Origin of the sequence: Labrys sedimenti (assembly GCF_034424805.1) — a bacterium.
GTDB classification, from domain to species: Bacteria; Pseudomonadota; Alphaproteobacteria; order Rhizobiales; family Labraceae; genus Labrys; species Labrys sedimenti.
Genome location: NZ_JAXOUF010000001.1, coordinates 699465 through 716786, shown reverse-complemented (window position 1 = coordinate 716786; position 17322 = coordinate 699465). Strand labels below are relative to the sequence as shown.

Below are 17322 nucleotides of genomic sequence, written 5' to 3'. Positions count from 1 at the left end.
TTCGAGTGAGTTGAAATGCCCAAACTTTCGCGCAGCCTCGCGACATTGGCCATTCTGCTGGCTGCCGGAGCCGGGTCGGCCTATCTGACGCGTGATCGCTGGCGCGCCTCGGCTCCGCCATGGCTGCAGGCCTATCTGCCGCCAGCCGAGAGCGCGGACCAGGGCAAGCCCGTGGCACCGCGGGCGGGTGGCGGCCGGCGAGGCCGGCGCGGCAGCTTCGACGGCGGGCCCCTGCCGGTGCTGATCGCCGAAGCCAAGACAGCCGATGTGCCGGTCTATCTCTACGGCGTCGGCACGGTGAAGGCCTACAATACCGTGACGATCACGCCCCAGGTGAGCGGACAGATCGTCGACATGCCGTTTCGGGAAGGCCAGGACGTCAAGAAGGGCGACGTGATCGCCCGTATCGACGATTCGACCTATAAGGCCACGCTGGACCAGGCCATTGCCAAGAAGGCCCAGGACCAGGCCCTGCTCGACAATGCCAAGCGCGACCTCCAGCGCTATATCGGCTTGGCCGCCAGCAATTCGGTAACCCGGCAGACGGCCGATACGCAGCGGTCCACCGTGGCGCAATATGAGGCCCAGCTCAAATCAGACGATGCGGCCATAGCCAGCGCGCAGGCGACCCTGGCCTATACCACCATCACCGCTCCGATCGACGGCCGGGCTGGCATCCGCAGCGTCGACGTGGGCAATGTCGTACAAGCTTCGGGCAGTACGGGCCTCGTCACGCTGACCCAGCTCAAGCCCATCGCCGTGCTGTTCTCGGTGCCGCAGCAGGCCCTGGCCGAGATCGCGTCGGCCAGCGGCAAGGAGCCTTTGCAGGTCGAGGCGCTTCGCGGTGACAACAAGGTCCTGATCGATACCGGCAAGCTCGAGGTCGTCAACAACGAGGTGGATGCCAGCACAGGCACGATTCAACTCAAGGCAGTCTTTCCCAACGATGCCCTGGGTTTGTGGCCGGGAGCCTTCGTGAATGCCAAGCTCAAGGTGAGGACACTGGCAGGTGTCGTCGTTGCGCCGACTGCGGCGATCCAGCGTGGCCCCAACGGCACCTTCGTCTATGTGCTCGGCGACGACGGCACCGCCAAGATGCGCCCGGTCACCGTCAGCCAACAGGGCGATCAGCAGGTTGTCGTCGATAGCGGCCTGAAGAATGGCGAGAAGATCATCACCACCGGCTTTGCCAGGCTGAGCGACGGCGCCAAGGTCGAGGTTTCCAAATCGGGCGCCGTCCCGGCCGAGGAGGATGAAGAAGGGCTGGGCATCCCTGCCGCGCAGCCGGAGACCGGCAGCAAGGCGGAAGGAGGCGATGGCCAGCCGCAACGCAAAGGGCATCGTCGCCAGCAGGGCGGCGGCGCTGCGCCGGCGCCATGAACGGGGTTTCCGCCCCGTTCATCCTTCGGCCGATCGCCACCTCGCTGCTCGGCATCGCCGTGCTGCTGGGAGGCCTGCTCGGTTACTTCGCGCTGCCGATCGCGCCCCTGCCCCAGGTCGACTTCCCGACCATCCAGATCACCACCCAGTTGCCGGGCGCCGAGCCGGAGACCATGGCGAAACTGGTGACGGCCCCCCTGGAGCGCAATCTCGGCCAGATCCCGTCGATCGCGACCATGGTGTCGTCGTCGGCCTTCGGCATCAGCCAGATCACGCTGCAATTCAATCTGGACCGCGACATCGACGGGGCGGCCCAGGACGTGCAGGCGGCCATCAACGCCTCGGCCTCCACCCTGCCCTCGGGGCTGCCCTACCCGCCGAGCTATGCCAAGGTGAACCCGGCCGATACGCCGATCCTGACGCTGGCGCTGCGCTCGAAGACGCAGACCATCCGGAACCTCTCCGACATGGCCGACACCCTGCTGGCCCAGCGTTTCGCCGAGGTCAGCGGCGTCGGCCATGTCGACGTGCAGGGCGGCGTGCGCCCGGCCTTGCGCGTGCAGGTCAACCTCGCCCGTGCCGCTGCCTACGGGCTCGGCCTGGAGGACATCAGGCTCGCCATCACCACCTCGACCGTTGCCGGCGCCAAGGGGTCGCTCAACGGGGCGGCCCAGTCCTATACGATCGCGGCCAATGACCAGATCAGTGCGGCCGATGCCTTCGCCGACGTGGTGATCGCCTACCGCAACAGCGCTCCCGTGCGTCTCAAGGACATTGCCAACGTGGTCGAGGGCCTCGAGAACGCACGCGTGGGCGCCTATTACAACGGCCAGCCGGCCGTGGTGATCGATATCATGCGCCAGCCGGGCGCCAATGTGATCGCCACGGTCAAGAGCGTGCTGGCGGCGCTGCCGGAGCTTCGCCGCAGCCTGCCGGCCGATGTTTCGCTCGAGGTCGTCAACGATCGCACGCAGACCATCCAGGCCTCGATTGACGAAGTGGAGATGACCCTGGCCCTCAGCGTCGGCCTGGTGATTCTCGTCGTCTTCATCTTTCTCAGGACCCTGCGTGCCACCATCATCGCGGGAGTCGCGCTGCCGCTCTCGCTGATCGCCTCCTTCGGCGTCATGTGGTTCTGCGGCTTCAGCCTCGACAATCTCTCGCTGATGGCGCTCACCATCGGCGCCGGTTTCGTGGTCGACGATGCCATCGTGATGATCGAGAACATCGTGCGGCACATCGAGGAAGGAGAGAAACCCTTCGATGCCGCGCTCAAGGGTGCCAAGGAAATCGGCTTCACCATCATTTCGCTGACGGTGTCGCTGATCGCCGTCTTCATTCCTCTCCTGTTCATGACGGGCATCGTCGGGCGCATGTTCCGCGAATTCGCCTTGACCCTGACCATTGCCGTGGTGGTCTCGGCCGTGATCTCGCTGACCCTGACGCCGATGATGTGCGCGCGCCTGCTCAAACCGGGCCATGGCGAGCGTAAGGGGGTGCTGGATTGGATCGACCGCGGCTTCGATACCGTCATCCGCGGCTATCGGGCCAGCCTGGTGTGGACATTGCGCCATGGCTTTCTGATGCTGCTCCTGACGCTCGGAACGCTGGCGACCACGATCTGGCTCTATGTCGCCATGCCGAAGGGTTTCCTGCCCCAGCAGGATACCGGGCTGATCACGGCCGTGATCCAGGCCGAGCCGACGGCCTCCTTCGATGCCATGAAGAGGGCACAGGCAAGCATCACCGAGATTGCCCGCAAGGATCCCGATATCCTTTCCGCCATTGCCACCATCGGTGTCTCCGGGAGCAATCTGACCTCCAATACCGGCTCGCTCTCCCTGGTGCTCAAGCCGCGCAACGAGCGCAAGGCGGATGCCACGGACATCATCCAGCGCCTGCAGGCCGAGACCGGTCGGCTGCCGGGCCTGCACGTGACCTATCAGAGCGTGCAGGATATCCGCATCACCGCCCGCGCCGGCCGCGCGCCCTACCAATATACGCTGACCGGAACCGATGCGGGCGACGTCGACCGCTGGGCCGATCAACTGGCCGACGAGCTCGAACGCTCCGGCGTGATGCGCGATGTCACCTCGGAAGTGCAGAATGGCGGCGCCAGGCTCTTCGTGGATGTCGACCGGGACACCGCTTCCCGTCTCGGCGTCTCCATGCAGGACATCTCCAACGCCCTGAACAACGCTTTCGGCCAGCGCCAGATCGCAACGATCTATGCCCAGGCCAACCAGTATCGCGTCATCCTGGAAGCCGAGCCGGACGACCAGGTGGGACCGAGCGTGCTCAGCCGGATCTATGTCGCCAGTTCCGCCAGCACCTCCGGGCTTGCCACCACCACCAATCCCACCGCGGGAACGGTCGGCGCCAGCGGCACGGCGACCAACATACCGACGGTATCGGGCGCCGCCGACAACCAGGTCCCCCTCGGCGCCTTCACCAGCATCCGTCACGAGACGGCGCCGCTGGTGGTCGAGCATGACGATCAGTTCCCCTCGGCGACCATCAGCTTCGATGTCGCCCATGGGGCCTCGCTCAGCGACGCCGTTGCGGCGATCCGCAAGGCACAGACCGCGATCGGCATGCCGGCGTCGATCTCCACCCGTTTCACCGGCGATGCCGCCGAGTTCTCATCCTCGCTCGCCAACCAGCCATGGCTGATCCTGGCAGCGGTGATCACCATCTATATCGTGCTGGGCGTCCTCTACGAGAGCGCCATCCATCCGGTGACGATCCTCTCGACCCTGCCGTCGGCCGGCGTCGGCGCCCTGCTCGCGCTCGAATATACCGGCCACGAGCTTTCGCTCATCGCGTTGATCGGCATCGTCCTCCTGATGGGCATCGTCAAGAAGAACGCCATCATGATGATCGACTTCGCCATCGAGGCGCAGCGCGAACAGGGCATGGATCCGCACGAGGCGATCGTCACCGCGTCCGCCCTGCGCTTCCGCCCCATCATGATGACCACCCTGGCGGCCCTGTTCGGCGCCCTGCCCCTGGCGCTCGGCCACGGCATGGGATCGGAACTGCGCATACCGCTCGGCATCACCATCATTGGCGGTCTGCTGCTCAGCCAGCTGCTGACGCTCTACACCACGCCGGTGATCTATCTCGGCTTCGAGCGACTGCGTGAGCGTTTTGCCCGCAAGCCACAGGCGATGCCGCAGGCATGAGCATCTCGGAGCCCTTCATCCGCCGGCCGATCGGCACCATCCTCCTGGCGATGGGGCTCCTGCTGGTGGGGCTCGCCGCCTATCGCCAATTACCGGTTTCGAGCCTGCCTGCCATCGACCTGCCGACCATCGTGGTGACCGCGAGCCGTCCCGGTGCCGACCCGTCGACCATGGCTGCCAGCGTCGCGGCGCCGCTCGAACGCAAGCTGGGATCGATCGCCGGGGTGACCGAGATCACCTCGCGCTCGTCCCTCGGCTCCACCCTCATCATCATCCAGTTCGATATTTCTCGCAATGTCGACAGTGCGGCCCAGGATGTGCAGGCAGCCATCAATGCCGCGGCCTCCGACCTGCCGTCGGACCTGTCGACGGCCCCCTCCTTCCGCAAGTTCAACCCGAATGCACGTCCCATCCTGATCCTGGCGATGACCTCGGACACGGTGGGGGCCAGCGACATGTTCGACGCCGCCGACAGTGTGATCGTGCAGCGCATCTCCCAGGTCGAGGGGGTCGGCGAAGTCGCCGTCAGCGGTGCCGATCAGCCGGCGATCCGGGTTACGCTCAACCCCGATCGCATCGCGGCCATGGGCCTGTCGATGGAGGGGGTACGCCAGGCGATCGTGGCAGCCAACGCCATCAGCCCCCTCGGCTCCCTGGATGGCCCCGACATCGTCATGGCGCTCGATGCCGGCGGCCAGATGTCGGCGCCCGAGGACTATGCGTCCATCATCATCCGCGCCGGCAACGGCACCGCCGTGCGGCTCGGCGACATCGCGACGGTGGAGCGAGGCGTCCGCAATCTCAACTCCAGCGCGACCTATAACGGCAAGCCGGCCATCCTGCTCAACATCACCAAGGAGGCCAACGGCAACGTCATCGATACCGTGAACGCCATCAAGGCGTTACTGCCGGTTTTGAAGACACGGATTCCGGCTGGCATCGACATCGACGTCCTGACCGACCGGACCACCACGATCCGCGCCAGCGTCGACGACATGCAATGGACGCTGATGGCTTCCGTCATCCTGGTCGTGCTTGTCGTCTTCGTCTTTCTCCGCCGCTCCACGCCGGTCCTGGCGGCCGGCGTCACCGTGCCCCTGTCGCTGGCCGCCACCTTCGGGGCGATGTGGCTTGCCGATTTTTCCATCGACAATCTTTCCTTGATGGCGCTGGTGGTCTCGGTCGGTTTCGTCGTCGACGACGCCATCGTCATGGTCGAGAATGTGCATGCCAAGCGCGAAGCCGGCCTGCCGCCGCTGCAGGCCGCCATCGAGGGCGCCCGGCAGATCGGCTTCACCGTGGTGTCGATCAGCCTCTCGCTCCTGGCCGTCTTCATTCCCTTGCTCTTTGCCGGAGGAATCACCGGCAAGTTCTTGTTCGAATTCGCGATGACGCTTGCTTTTGCGGTGATCGCCTCGACGGTGATCTCGCTCACCCTGACGCCGATGATCCTGGCCCATCGCGGCCATGACAGTGTCGGCGACCGGCGCGGCATGTTCGATCGCGCGGTCGAGGGCGTGCTGCAGCGGGTGGTGAGCTTCTACGGCGCCAGCCTGCGCGGCGTACTCAGCCACGGCTTCCTGACTCTGCTGGTCATCTTCGCCACGGTCTTCGGCACCGGCTGGCTCTACTATGCTTTGCCGAAATCCCTTGTGCCTCAGGATGATGGCGGATTCATTCAAGGTTTTTCTCAAGCCTCCTCGGATGCGTCCTACGATGCGGTGGTGGTCTGGCAACGCGAGGTCGCGACCATCATTCAGCGCAACCCCTATGTCACCGGTGTCGGTTCCTCCATTGGCTCGAGCCCCTTCGGCGGCACCAATTCCGGCCAGCTCAGCATTTCCTTGCTGCCCCCGGACCAGCGCCCGCCCACCGAGGAGGTCATCGCTCAATTGCGCAAGGGCGTGCGTGCCGTCGCTGGCCTGAACGTATTCATGTTCTCGCCGCAGGATGTGTCTGCCGGCGGGCGCCAGTCCCAGTCGCAATATCAGTATACGCTGTGGTCAGGTGATGCCGACCTTCTGGTCGAATGGGCTCCGAAGGTGATGGAGAGGTTGAAGACCGTGCCGGGCTTGACCGATGTCAATTCCGATAGGCAGCGCAATGGCTTGCAAGCCAAACTTGTGATTGACCGCGAGGCCGCGGCGCGCCTTGGCGTGGCCATTACCTCCATCGATAGCGCCCTCAACAACGCCTTTTCGCAACGACAGATCTCGACGATCTACACCCAGCGCAACCAATATCGCGTGGTGCTTGCCGCATCTCCCGAGCAAAGCCGTGATCCCAGCGACATGACGGGTCTCTACGTACCCGGCCGGTCGGGCCTGGTGCCGCTTTCGGCGGTCGCCTCCGTAGAGCGCGGGCTCGCGCCGCAGCAGGTCAATCACCAGGGACAATATCCGGCCATTACCCTCTCCTACAATCTGACGCCGGGCACCAAGATCCAGGATGCATCGGAGGCTATCGAGGCGGCGGTTGCCGGCATGCACCTGCCCGCCGATATCAGGGGGGAGTTTGCCGGCGATGCCAAGCAGGCGGCCCAATCCGGATCAAGCCAGCCCCTGCTGATCCTGGCGGCCCTGCTGGCCGTCTATATCGTGCTCGGCGTTCTCTATGAGAGCCTTGCGCATCCGCTCACCATTCTCTCGACCCTGCCTTCGGCCGGATTGGGGGGGCTGCTCGCCCTGCATTTCGCCAATATGGAACTGACGATCGTCGCCTTCATCGGCATCATCCTGCTGATCGGCATCGTCAAAAAGAATGGCATCATGCTGGTGGATTTCGCCCTGGAAGCCGAACGCGACCGCAATCTCAGCGCCAGGGACGCTATCTTCGAGGCCTGCCTGGTGCGATTCCGGCCGATCCTGATGACAACGCTGGCCGCCATTCTGGGCGCCCTGCCCCTGATCCTGGCGACCGGCCCCGGCACGGAATTGCGCCGGCCGCTCGGCGTCACCATCGTCGGCGGCCTGATCGTCAGCCAGATCCTCACGCTCTACACCACGCCGGTGATCTATCTGATGCTATCGCGCCTTCACCGCCGCTGGAGCGTCAAGCCCCAGCGGCCGGCAGGAGACACCAGGCCCGCCTCGAATCCGGGTTAAATGAACAGGGGCATGAGATCCGCCAGGCTTGATCCCGTGGCATCGGGAGAAACACCCAGTCTTTCAGGAGGGTGCCCGGCTCGGTTCACCCAAAAGGTACGATGGCCGAACCAGGTTGCGCCGCAGATATCCCAGCCATTCGACGAGACGAAGAGAATGCGTTCGGGTGCCAGGTTCAGGCGGTCCGGGCCCAGCTGGTAAGCGGCACTTGCCGTCTTGTAGCAGCCGGCCGCGTCGACACTGAGGACATCGTCGAAGAGGCCATCGAGGCCCGATGATTGAATCGCGGCTTCGAGCATGGCCGGTGTGCCATTCGAGAGGATGCCGAGCCGTACCCCCTTCTGCCTGAGATGCGCCAGGGTCGCAGGCACTTCCGGAAAGCTCGGCAAGGACCAGTAGGCGGCCAGCAATTCATCCCGCTTTTGCCGGGGCGCTGTCAGGCCGAGCCGCTCGATCGAATAATCCAGGGCTTCGCCCGTGACCGTGGCAAAATCGGCATAATTTCTGCTGATCGTACGCAGCCACGTGTAGTTGAGCTGCTTCTCGCGCCAGAGGGTGGAGAGCGGGGCACCGTGCCCTGGAAAAGCCGAATCCGCCTTTTCGGCAATGAATGAAAGGTCGAGCAATGTGCCGTAAGCATCGAATAAAATGGCTGAAAAAGGAAGTGGCGTGGTCATAGGGAAGCTCCGCGTTACCTTTTCATAATATTGGTCGTACCGACGTGGCGCCGCTGCGGATAAAGATTGCCGTCGCAGCGCGGCAATCGCTGAATGATGGCGGCGGGCAACCCGCCTCTCAAGGCCGCCTCGCCGTATAGATCGCCGTCATGAAATGCCGCGAGACGCTGCCGCCGAATTCCTCGTCGACTATGGTTCCGAGGCGATCGAGAAACTCCCTGCGCTCGATTTCCGGCAGGCGGACGACGGGAGAAAAGGTCGCCGTCAGACCCAGGATTTGCTGCCTGCTCAAAACGGGACGCCAGCGCACTTCCTCGGCGAGGATGGACCCGAATCCTGCCTGCTCGAGCTCGGCGACACGGCGCTTGGTGTCGAGGCCGAAATGCCCCTTCGGCCCATCGCCATGCGAGGGGCTTTTCGATAAGCGCTCGAACAGTCCATGTGTGCGGCGCTGGAAAGTGTCGGTCTCGTCCGGGTCCCCGAAGATGTTCCACCACATCGCCCAGTGCCCTCCAGGGCGCAGGAGACGGTATGCCCTGGTCAGGGCGAGGCCGGGGTCGATCCAGTGCAGGGAGGTTGCGGCAATGCCGAGATCGAAGGAGCCGGGCGGCATGACGGCTTCTTCGAACGGTGCAATCTGCACGGCCAGCCGCGATGCATGGACGGCTTGGCTGTCGGCGAGAAAGGCTGCCAGCCTTGCATCCGGTTCGACAGCCGTCACCCGGCACCCCATGGCAAGCATGGGAGCGGTGGCCAGGCCGGTTCCTGCCCCGACCTCGAAAACCGTCTTGCCCTCGCCAGCCCCGCAGCGGGTCCTGAGGATATCGAACACCCGTTCGGGATAGGCAGGGCGGAACGCGGCATAAGCGAGGGCATTTTCCCCGAAAAGCGCCCTGCCGGCAGTTCGCGCAATCGTCGATGCCATGGCGTCACCCGTTTTCCCTGCTCTTCTCACATGGTCCAGCGCCGGCCGGTCTCCCGTCATCCCTATGGTACCTGCCTGTGCGGAAGATGAATGAATAACGGGCCACCTCCTGCGAAATAGCTCGGATACGCACTGAAATCCGCTTGTGCGACACCCCGGTGACTGTAATCTGACTGCCAATATCAAGAGATCCAGGGAGGATTGGCCGACAGATTCGACATTGAGCCGATCAGTATCTTCGACGATGCGTGAAGGACATAGCGTTTGCATAAGGGAATGTGCCTGGGGCTGGTCCAAAGCATAGTCCTGAAAAACCAACCTGTGATGTCCGCTACCACCTCTCACGGAAGAAATCACAAAGTATAACGATAAGCGTTGGAGGAACATATGAGTGCCGGGGTCTCGTTCGACAAAAGCAAGAACTCGCTGAGCCGTCATCGCAGCGTATGGGAAATGCGCTCTGAAAGCTGGATCGGCCTTGTCGACGATCTGAGCCGATTGGTCGCCCTCCCGCCTGACCATTCCGAACGCCAGTCCCGGCTTGCCCATATCAACGAGTTGATCGCCGCCCTGGTGCCGATCGAAAGCTATTGGGCCTTTCCGGGCGGCAGGGTTTTCGCGGATCTCTGCAGCTGGATCGAACGGGGAGAACTGGCACGTGCACACCAGACCGCGCGCCGCATCCATCGCGTGCTGGTAGCCCGGACCTATCGGCATGAAGCAAGCTCGCTCGATGGAGAGGGCGAACTGCCCTCGCAGATCGAGACCGAAAGCGAACGTCAGGCGCAATTGTCGCGCCCCTATTTCGAGGTGCTCATCGTCGACGAGATGTCGGCGAGCGAGGAGGCAGCGCTACGCAGGCGCGTTCAGCGCAAACGCCATGCCGAAGACGAGTTCATCTTCGACATCGTGATCGTCCCCAGTTTCGAAGACGCCCTGATCGCGACCCTGGTGAACTTCAATCTGCAGGCGGTGGTGATCCGCCACGGCTTTCCCTTCCGCTCGATCTACAGCGACGACATGCTGCGCCGCTTCCTCGACGGCGTCCAGGATGGCATCGAGACCATACCCGAATTCGAGCGCGGGCCGCTGCTCGGCCGCCAGATCGCGCGCTTGCGTCCGGAGCTCGATCTCTATCTCGTCACCGACATGAAAGTGGAGGATATCGCGGCGACGGCAGGCGAAGTGTTCAAGCGCATCTTCTTCGGCGAAGAGGATCATGTCGAACTCTACGGTGCCATCATGCAGGGCGTCGGCGAGCGCTATCACACCCCCTTCTTCGACGCCTTGCGCGACTATGCCAAACAACCGACCGGCGTGTTCCATGCCCTGCCCCTGGCTCGCGGCAAGGCCATCCTCAATTCGAGCTGGATCGGCGATCTCTCGCAATTCTACGGCATGAACCTCTTCATGGCCGAGACCTCGGCGACCTCAGGCGGCCTGGATTCCCTGCTCGATCCCGTCGGGCCCTTGAAAGTCGCCCAGGAACACGCTGCCCGCGCCTTCGGCGCCCGCCGCACCTATTTCGCCACCAACGGCACTTCGACCTGCAACAAGATCGTGGTGCAGGCCCTGGTGAGGCCCGACGACATCGTGCTGGTCGATCGCAACTGCCACAAATCGCACCATTACGGCCTGGTGCTGGCGGGGGCGCAGGTCGCCTATCTCGATTCCTATCCGCTCGACCAATATTCGATGTATGGCGCGGTGCCGATCCGCCACATCAAGGAGCAGTTGCTGACCTTCAAGCGCGCCGGCACGCTCGATCGCGTCCGCATGGTGCTTTTGACCAACTGCACTTTCGACGGCATCGTCTATGACGTCGAGCGTGTCATGCTGGAATGCCTGGCGATCAAACCGGATCTGGTCTTCCTCTGGGACGAGGCCTGGTTCGCCTTCGCGCGCTGCCATCCCGTCTACCGTCCAAGGACGGCGATGGCCACGGCGGCGCGCCTTGCCGAGATGTTCAAGAATTCGGCCTATGCCAAGCGTTATGAGGAGTTCGCGGCCAGCGTCGATTGGGACGACGAAGAAGCCCTGCTCGAACGGCAGTTGATCCCGGATCCCGACAAGGTGCGCATACGGGCCTATGCCACCCATTCCACGCACAAGACCCTCACGGCTCTGCGCCAGGGCTCGATGATCCATGTCTGGGACCAGGATTTCCGCGACAAGGCGGAAGAGGCTTTCCATGAAGCCTACATGACCCACACCTCGACCTCGCCCAACTACCAGATCCTGGCGTCCCTCGATGTCGGGCGGCGGCAGGTTGAGCTCGAGGGCTACGAACTGGTGCAGCGCCAGCTCGAACTGGCGATGAACCTACGCGACCAGGTGCAAGCCCATCCTTTGCTCAAGCGCTATTTCCGTTTCCTGGCGGTCGGGGATCTCGTGCCGCTGCAGCACCGGGAATCCGGCGTCGAGAGCTATTTCAACGAGGAGACGGGCTGGAACAATTTCGAGCTCGCCTGGCGCACCGACGAGTTCGCGCTCGACCCGACCCGGGCGACGCTGGCGATCGGCGCCACCGGGCTCGACGGCGACACCTTCAAGAACAAGGAACTGATGGACAAATACGGCATCCAGATCAACAAGACCTCACGCAACACCGTGTTGTTCATGACCAATATCGGTTCGACACGCTCGGCGGTGGCTTATCTGATCGAGGTGCTGGTCAAGATCGCCCGGGATCTCGACCGCCGTGCCGCCGACATGAGCAGCATCGAGCGACGCATTCATGCCAAGAAGGTGCGGTCGCTGACGCTGGAGCATCCGCCCCTGCCCGACTTCTCCAGTTTCCATCGGGCCTTCCGCGGCGACAATCTCACCAGCAATACGCAGACCCGCAACGGCGACATCCGCAGCGCCTTCTTCCTGTCCTATGATGACAGCAACTGCGAATATGTGAACATGATGGAGGCCTCCCGGGCGATCCAGGCCGGGCGCGAACTGGTCTCCGCCCTGTTCGTGATCCCCTACCCGCCCGGCTTCCCCATCCTGGTGCCCGGGCAGGTGATCAGCATGGAGATCCTGCAATTCATGTCGGCCCTCGACGTGCACGAGATCCACGGCTATCGCCCGGATCTCGGCTTCCGCATCTTCAGCGAGGAGGCCCTGGCGCGCACCGAAGAACGGACCCTGGCCAAGACGACCGTGATCCAGGCCCAGCAGGAAGCCATGCAGAACTGAAACACGGCGCCGATGCCGGGAAGGACGGTTTTCCGACATCGGCTCGAAGCTTGCTGCTGATCGAAACTCGTCATTGCGAGCGAAGCGAAGCAATCCAGCTCGGCGCGGCGAGGCCCCCGTGGATTGCTTCGCTTCGCTCGCAATGACGCTTGACTTAAAGAAAATGGGCGGCGTCAGAACAGATTGCCGTAGAGCGGCATGGCTGCGGCACCGAGAGCTGCGACGAGGTCGCTCGGTGCCTGTGCCCTCTCCAGCACGATCGGCTTGGGCCTTGCGTTCATCTGATAGGCCGCGACGGTCCTGCGCGTGCGCTCGACGAGGCGCCCCAGCACGGGCTCGGGCAGCAGGCCGCTCATCAGGATGCTGGAGATGTCGACGATGTTGGAGACGCTGGTCAGGGCGCGGCCGAGATCGGTGCCTGCCTGCTCGACCCAGCGGCCGAGATCGGGATCGTCGCAAAAGCCCGGCGCGGTGAAATCGAGGGCCTCGACGGTGGGTTTGCCGAGGAAACGCGCCAATCCGCGCAGAGACACCACCGTTTCCAGGCAGCCGCGGGCGCCGCAATAGCAGATCTCGCCGTCGGGATAGGTATGGATATGGCCGATCTCGCCGGCATTGCCATAGGAGCCGCGCACGGCGCGGCGGTTGAAGATCAGGGCGCCGCCGAGGCCATAGCCGACAAAGGCATAGATATAGCTCGGCAGATGATGGCCGCCGCCGAACCAGTATTCCCCCAGGCCGGCCGCGGCTCCGTTTATGGCGATGAAGACATCGTGGCCGATCAGGTCCGACAGCGCCTTTTCGAAGGGATAATTGCGCCAGGCGGGGTACTGGCTCGATTGCCCCACGGCCCCTCTGTCGTGATCGACCGGCCCCATGACGGAAACGCCGACGCCCAACAGGCGCTTCGGCCTCAGCGGGTGTGCGTCGAGCCGGGAGAACAGCGTGGCGAGCAGATGCGTCGAAGCTTCGGGTTCCTCGATCCGCAACTGCTCCTTTTCATGCGCGATGATGTTGCCGGCGACATCGACGAGCACGGCGCGGGCGAATTCGTGATCGAAATGCAGGCCGATCGTGGCGGCGTAGCCCGAGATCAGGCGCAACCCGCGGATGGGCTGTCCCAGGCGGGGGCGCCCGGCTCGATCCGCCGCGCGCGCGGCCGCGACTTCCGCCACCAGTCCTTCTTCCATCAGCGCCGCGACGATCTGGGTGATGGCGGAAGGGGTCAGGCCCGTTTCGGCAGCGAGATGCGTGCGCCCGATTCCGGGCGATTGCCGAATGCCCTCGATGACCAGGCCGCGATTGAGATCGCCGACCCGCGAGGCATTGTAGCCTCGCTGCCTGCGCCGCCCGGCGGACGATGGGGCCGGTCTTTCCCGGTTGGACTCATTCATGACGCGACCAAAACCGGCAGGGCTTTCGGCCCTGCCTTGAGAAACATAGATTGTTCACCCTAAAGCGCTTTGCGATTAGGCGGAATCACCAAGAATCGCAAAACCCCTCTCGCCGAACCCTTGAAGCGGCCCGGAAACAACGGGCTGGAGCACACAGGTGCCGACGTCAGAACGCACCTTGCTCCAGCCGCGACAGCCCAGCCCATCCAGAGCAGGAAGGAGCCGGATCAACGGGTGAGATAGCCGCCGTCCACGACCAGGACCTCACCGGTGACATAGCTCGATGCCGGCGCACACAGGAACAGCACGCAGGCGGCAACTTCTTCCGGCTGTCCCACCCTGGCCATCGGGGTCATGTCGCGCCAGATCGGGAACCACTCCGGGTTTTCGATGCCGCCGCGCGACATGTTGGTGTCGATATAGCCGGGCGCCACCGCGTTGACGCGGATGTTCTCGGCGGCGAACTCGCTGGCCAGGCTCTTCGTCATCATGTGAACCGCGGCCTTGGAGGCGTTGTAGGCGACCTGGTTCTGCGGCACGTTGGAAATGAAGCCGGAAATCGAGCCGACATTCACGATCGCGCCGCTGCGTTGCCTGCGCATCGGCACGAGGGCGGCGCGGCAGCCGCGAAAGACGGCATCGACATTGGTGTCCATCACCTGGCGCCAGCGTTCCTCGTCGAAATCGGGGGTGTCGCCATGGCTGGCAATGCCGGCATTGTTGACGAGGATATCGAGCCGCCCCCAGCGCGCGACGGCGGCATCGACCAATTGCTGCGGCGCGGCCGGGTCGCGAATGTCGGCCTGGACGAACGCGACGTCATAGCCGGCCTCGGCCAGGCTCTTTTCTGCTTCCTCGACCTTGCTCCGCCCTGAGATCAGGAGCTTCGCGCCGGCCTCGCCCAGGGCGTGCGCGACGGCCAGCCCAATGCCGCGATTGCCGCCGGTGATGAGGGCGGTCTTGCCGTCCAGACGAAATTTCTCGAGCATTCGTTTTTCCTGTGTGGTGGTGGTCATTTCATCACGCCCTTGGGCGCATGGCCGCTGTTGAGGCAGACGGCCAGGATCAGGATCGTGCCGAAGACGATCTGTTGTGCCAGGGCATTGACCCCGACGAAGGTCATGCCGGTACGAAACACGGCAATCAGCATGGTGCCGGCAAGGGTCCGCAGGACGCCGCCATTGCCGCCGGTGAGCGAGGTGCCGCCCAGCACCACCGCGGCAATGGCCGGGAGCAGGAATTCATTGGCGATAGTGGGCGTTCCACTCGACAGCCGGCCCGCGAGCATGATCCCGGACAGGGCGGCAAAGGCGCCGGCCAGGGCAAAGACGGCAAGCTTGATCCTGACGACGCGGATACCGGATACGGTTGCCGCCGGTTCGCTGCAACCCACGGCCTTCATCATCTTGCCGAAGGGCGTCGCCTGTTCCAGCACGAAGGCCAGGACAAAGACGGCCAGACTGACCCAGATTTCATTGGGCAGGCCGAGCGTGGAGCCGATGATCCAGCCGAGCGTGTCGCTGCGGATTTCGCCGGAGATGCCGATCGCCCGCTGGCCCGAAATCCATAGGGCGGCCGTCGCCGCGATGCCTCCGGTCGCAAGGGTGGCGACGAAACTGGGGATGCGCAGCTTGCCATGCACGAAGCCCGAAAGCAGGCCGAACAGCCCGCCGACGACGATGGCGGCCGGAATGGCGGCCAGGCCGTATCCCGGCAGCAGAAGCGCGAGCACGATGGAAGCGACGGCCGCCACCGATTGCATCGACAGATCGACCGAGCCGACGTAGATCACGAAGGTCATGCCGAGCGCCATCACGAACAGCGTGGCGTTGTCGGCCATCAGGCCGACCAAGGTCATTGGATCGAGAAAGCGGGTGTCGAACAGGCCCACGGCGAGGATGGCGAGGACCAGCGCGATCCAGGGCAGATAGGGGTTGAGGAAACGCAGGCGCACCATGCTCACACCATGTGCCGGATGAGGTCGAGCGGTTCAGGCGGCGGTACCGCCAGCGTGTCGAAGCGTGCCGTCTGGCGCCCATCCTTCATCACGATGATGGTATGTGCGAGCCCGAGCGCCTCTTCCAGGGTGTCGCCGATCAGGATGACGGAACAGCCATTGGCGCAAAGCTCGCGGATCAGGCCATAGACATCCTCCTTGGCGCCGACATCGAGGCCACGGGTGGGATGATCGAGCAGGAAGACGCGAGCACCCGCATTGTACCATTTCGCCAGCACCACCTTTTGCTGATTGCCGCCCGACAGATTGGCGCAAAGCGTATCGGCGCTGGGCGTCTTGATCCGCATGCGCTCGATGAGGTTGCGCGTCGCGCGGCCGATCTCGCCGAATTTCAGGATGCCGAAGCGGCTCATGCCCCTGAGATGAGCGAGGCTTATATTCTCCTCGACCGACATTTCCTCGACGATGCCTTCGAACTTGCGCTCGCGCGGGACATAGCCGAGGCCCAGGGACACCGCCTGGCTCGGGGAGACGAAACGCAGATTGCGGCCGCGATAGTGGGCGCTGCCCAGGTGGATCTTCTCCAGCCCGAACAGGCTTCGGATCAGGGCCTCGCTGCCGGCTCCCTCGGTCCCGACAAGGGCGAGAACTTCACCGACATGAAGATCAAGATCGATGTCGGCATAGGCCCGCGCCCGCGCCAGCCCCCTGGCCTTCAGGGCTATTTCCTCTCCAAATGGCGCCCTTCCGTCCTCCTTGTAGTAGGAGCCGGTGGCGGCACGCCCGACCATCAGGTGATGGATGCGTTCCGGGCTTGCCTCACCCTTGGCCATCCGGCTGACGACGACGCCATCCTTGAGAACGTAGACCCGGTCGGAAATGTCGATGACCTCGTCGAGACGGTGCGAGACGAAGATGATGCCGGCGCGCTGCTTCAGCTTGCGGATGACATCGAAGAGAATGTCGATCTCCGCCTGCTCCAATACCGATGTCGGTTCGTCGAGCAGGATGCACAGGCTTCCTTCCACCGCCTCCTCCAGGGTCAGGACCTTGGCGAGTTCGACCATCTGGCGTTGTACGAAGCTCAGTTCCGAGGTGACGGTCAGGGGATCGATGCCCAGGCCGACCTTGGCAAGCTGATGCCTGGCGGCGGCGGCCATGCGCCGCCAATCGATGCGGCCGAGGCGGATGAACGGGGTTTCGTTGCCCAGGAAGATGTTCTCCGCCACCGACAAATTGGTGATCAGGGACTGCTCCTGGAACACCATGCCGATGCCGCGCGCTGCCGCATCCTTGGGACCGGAGATCGAGGCCGCCTTGCCGTGAATGCGGATCTCGCCGGCATCGGGTTGATTGATGCCGTTGAGCACCTTCATCAGCGTCGATTTGCCGGCCCCATTCTCGCCGACCAGGCCGACGACCTCGCCGGCCTTGACGGTGATCGAGACATTCTTGAGGGCCTCGACCCTGCCGAAGCGCTTGGTGATGTCGAGAAGTTCGAGCATGGCGCC

The 17322-nt window shown here is 63.8% G+C and carries 10 protein-coding genes; 4 read left to right on the top strand and 6 right to left on the bottom strand.

Going from position 1 to position 17322, the window contains the following annotated elements:
* The first annotated feature begins 15 nt into the window (after positions 1–15).
* From U1R88_RS03365 to U1R88_RS03355, 3 genes are read left to right on the top strand one after another with little or no spacing between them, the layout of a single operon-like run.
* The gene (locus U1R88_RS03365; RefSeq protein ID WP_322429966.1) at positions 16–1380 is read left to right on the top strand and encodes an efflux RND transporter periplasmic adaptor subunit; all 1365 of its coding nucleotides are present in this window, start codon (positions 16–18) and stop codon (positions 1378–1380) included.
* Positions 1377–4565 (top strand): efflux RND transporter permease subunit, encoded by a 3189-nt coding sequence (locus U1R88_RS03360; RefSeq protein WP_322429965.1) that lies wholly within the window; start codon positions 1377–1379, stop codon positions 4563–4565. Before U1R88_RS03365 ends, U1R88_RS03360 begins: the two co-directional genes overlap by 4 nt.
* Complete coding sequence (locus U1R88_RS03355; RefSeq protein ID WP_322429964.1) at positions 4562–7669, top strand: efflux RND transporter permease subunit; 3108 nt, start codon at positions 4562–4564, stop codon at positions 7667–7669. The genes U1R88_RS03360 and U1R88_RS03355 overlap by 4 nt, the downstream gene beginning before the upstream one ends.
* On the opposite strand, the gene U1R88_RS03350 is transcribed toward U1R88_RS03355, so the two are convergent.
* Together U1R88_RS03350 and U1R88_RS03345 are read right to left on the bottom strand one after the other, a co-directional pair.
* Positions 7666–8346, bottom strand: a complete 681-nt coding sequence (locus U1R88_RS03350) for a haloacid dehalogenase type II (RefSeq protein ID WP_322429963.1) — start codon at positions 8344–8346, stop codon at positions 7666–7668. The two genes, U1R88_RS03355 and U1R88_RS03350, sit on opposite strands and share 4 nt — an antisense overlap.
* Positions 8347–8464: 118 nt before the next feature.
* The gene (locus U1R88_RS03345) at positions 8465–9271 is read right to left on the bottom strand and encodes a class I SAM-dependent methyltransferase (protein WP_322429962.1); all 807 of its coding nucleotides are present in this window, start codon (positions 9269–9271) and stop codon (positions 8465–8467) included.
* 387 nt (positions 9272–9658) lie between these two features.
* Between U1R88_RS03345 and U1R88_RS03340 the strand changes: the two genes are divergently transcribed.
* Positions 9659–12460 carry an aminotransferase class I/II-fold pyridoxal phosphate-dependent enzyme gene (locus U1R88_RS03340; RefSeq protein ID WP_322429961.1) on the top strand — a complete coding sequence of 934 codons (2802 nt, stop codon included), beginning with the start codon at positions 9659–9661 and terminating at the stop codon, positions 12458–12460.
* Between the two features lie 173 nt (positions 12461–12633).
* Here the strand turns inward: U1R88_RS03340 and U1R88_RS03335 are convergent, their stop codons facing one another.
* The 4 genes from U1R88_RS03335 to U1R88_RS03320 all read right to left on the bottom strand — a co-directional run bounded on the left by U1R88_RS03335 (position 12634) and on the right by U1R88_RS03320 (position 17316).
* On the bottom strand, positions 12634–13854 hold the full coding sequence (locus U1R88_RS03335) for an ROK family transcriptional regulator (RefSeq protein ID WP_322429960.1): 1221 nt from the start codon (positions 13852–13854) through the stop codon (positions 12634–12636).
* Between the two features lie 227 nt (positions 13855–14081).
* Complete coding sequence (locus U1R88_RS03330; protein ID WP_322429959.1) at positions 14082–14843, bottom strand: SDR family NAD(P)-dependent oxidoreductase; 762 nt, start codon at positions 14841–14843, stop codon at positions 14082–14084.
* Positions 14844–14866: 23 nt separating this feature from the next.
* Positions 14867–15811, bottom strand: coding sequence for an ABC transporter permease (locus U1R88_RS03325; protein WP_322429958.1), 945 nt, complete (start codon positions 15809–15811; stop codon positions 14867–14869).
* A gap of 2 nt (positions 15812–15813) precedes the next feature.
* Positions 15814–17316 carry a sugar ABC transporter ATP-binding protein gene (locus U1R88_RS03320; protein WP_322429957.1) on the bottom strand — a complete coding sequence of 501 codons (1503 nt, stop codon included), beginning with the start codon at positions 17314–17316 and terminating at the stop codon, positions 15814–15816.
* Between the last annotated feature and the right edge of the window lie 6 nt (positions 17317–17322).

What these genes read in the sequence shown, in the direction of transcription:
- U1R88_RS03365 (WP_322429966.1), top strand. Translation starts at nt 16, where the DNA reads ATGCCCAAACTTTCGCGCAGCCTCGCGACATTGGCCATTCTGCTGGCT.
- U1R88_RS03360 (WP_322429965.1), top strand. Translation starts at nt 1,377, where the DNA reads ATGAACGGGGTTTCCGCCCCGTTCATCCTTCGGCCGATCGCCACCTCG.
- U1R88_RS03355 (WP_322429964.1), top strand. Translation starts at nt 4,562, where the DNA reads ATGAGCATCTCGGAGCCCTTCATCCGCCGGCCGATCGGCACCATCCTC.
- U1R88_RS03350 (WP_322429963.1), bottom strand. Translation starts at nt 8,346, where the DNA reads ATGACCACGCCACTTCCTTTTTCAGCCATTTTATTCGATGCTTACGGC.
- U1R88_RS03345 (WP_322429962.1), bottom strand. Translation starts at nt 9,271, where the DNA reads ATGGCATCGACGATTGCGCGAACTGCCGGCAGGGCGCTTTTCGGGGAA.
- U1R88_RS03340 (WP_322429961.1), top strand. Translation starts at nt 9,659, where the DNA reads ATGAGTGCCGGGGTCTCGTTCGACAAAAGCAAGAACTCGCTGAGCCGT.
- U1R88_RS03335 (WP_322429960.1), bottom strand. Translation starts at nt 13,854, where the DNA reads ATGAATGAGTCCAACCGGGAAAGACCGGCCCCATCGTCCGCCGGGCGG.
- U1R88_RS03330 (WP_322429959.1), bottom strand. Translation starts at nt 14,843, where the DNA reads ATGCTCGAGAAATTTCGTCTGGACGGCAAGACCGCCCTCATCACCGGC.
- U1R88_RS03325 (WP_322429958.1), bottom strand. Translation starts at nt 15,811, where the DNA reads ATGGTGCGCCTGCGTTTCCTCAACCCCTATCTGCCCTGGATCGCGCTG.
- U1R88_RS03320 (WP_322429957.1), bottom strand. Translation starts at nt 17,316, where the DNA reads ATGCTCGAACTTCTCGACATCACCAAGCGCTTCGGCAGGGTCGAGGCC.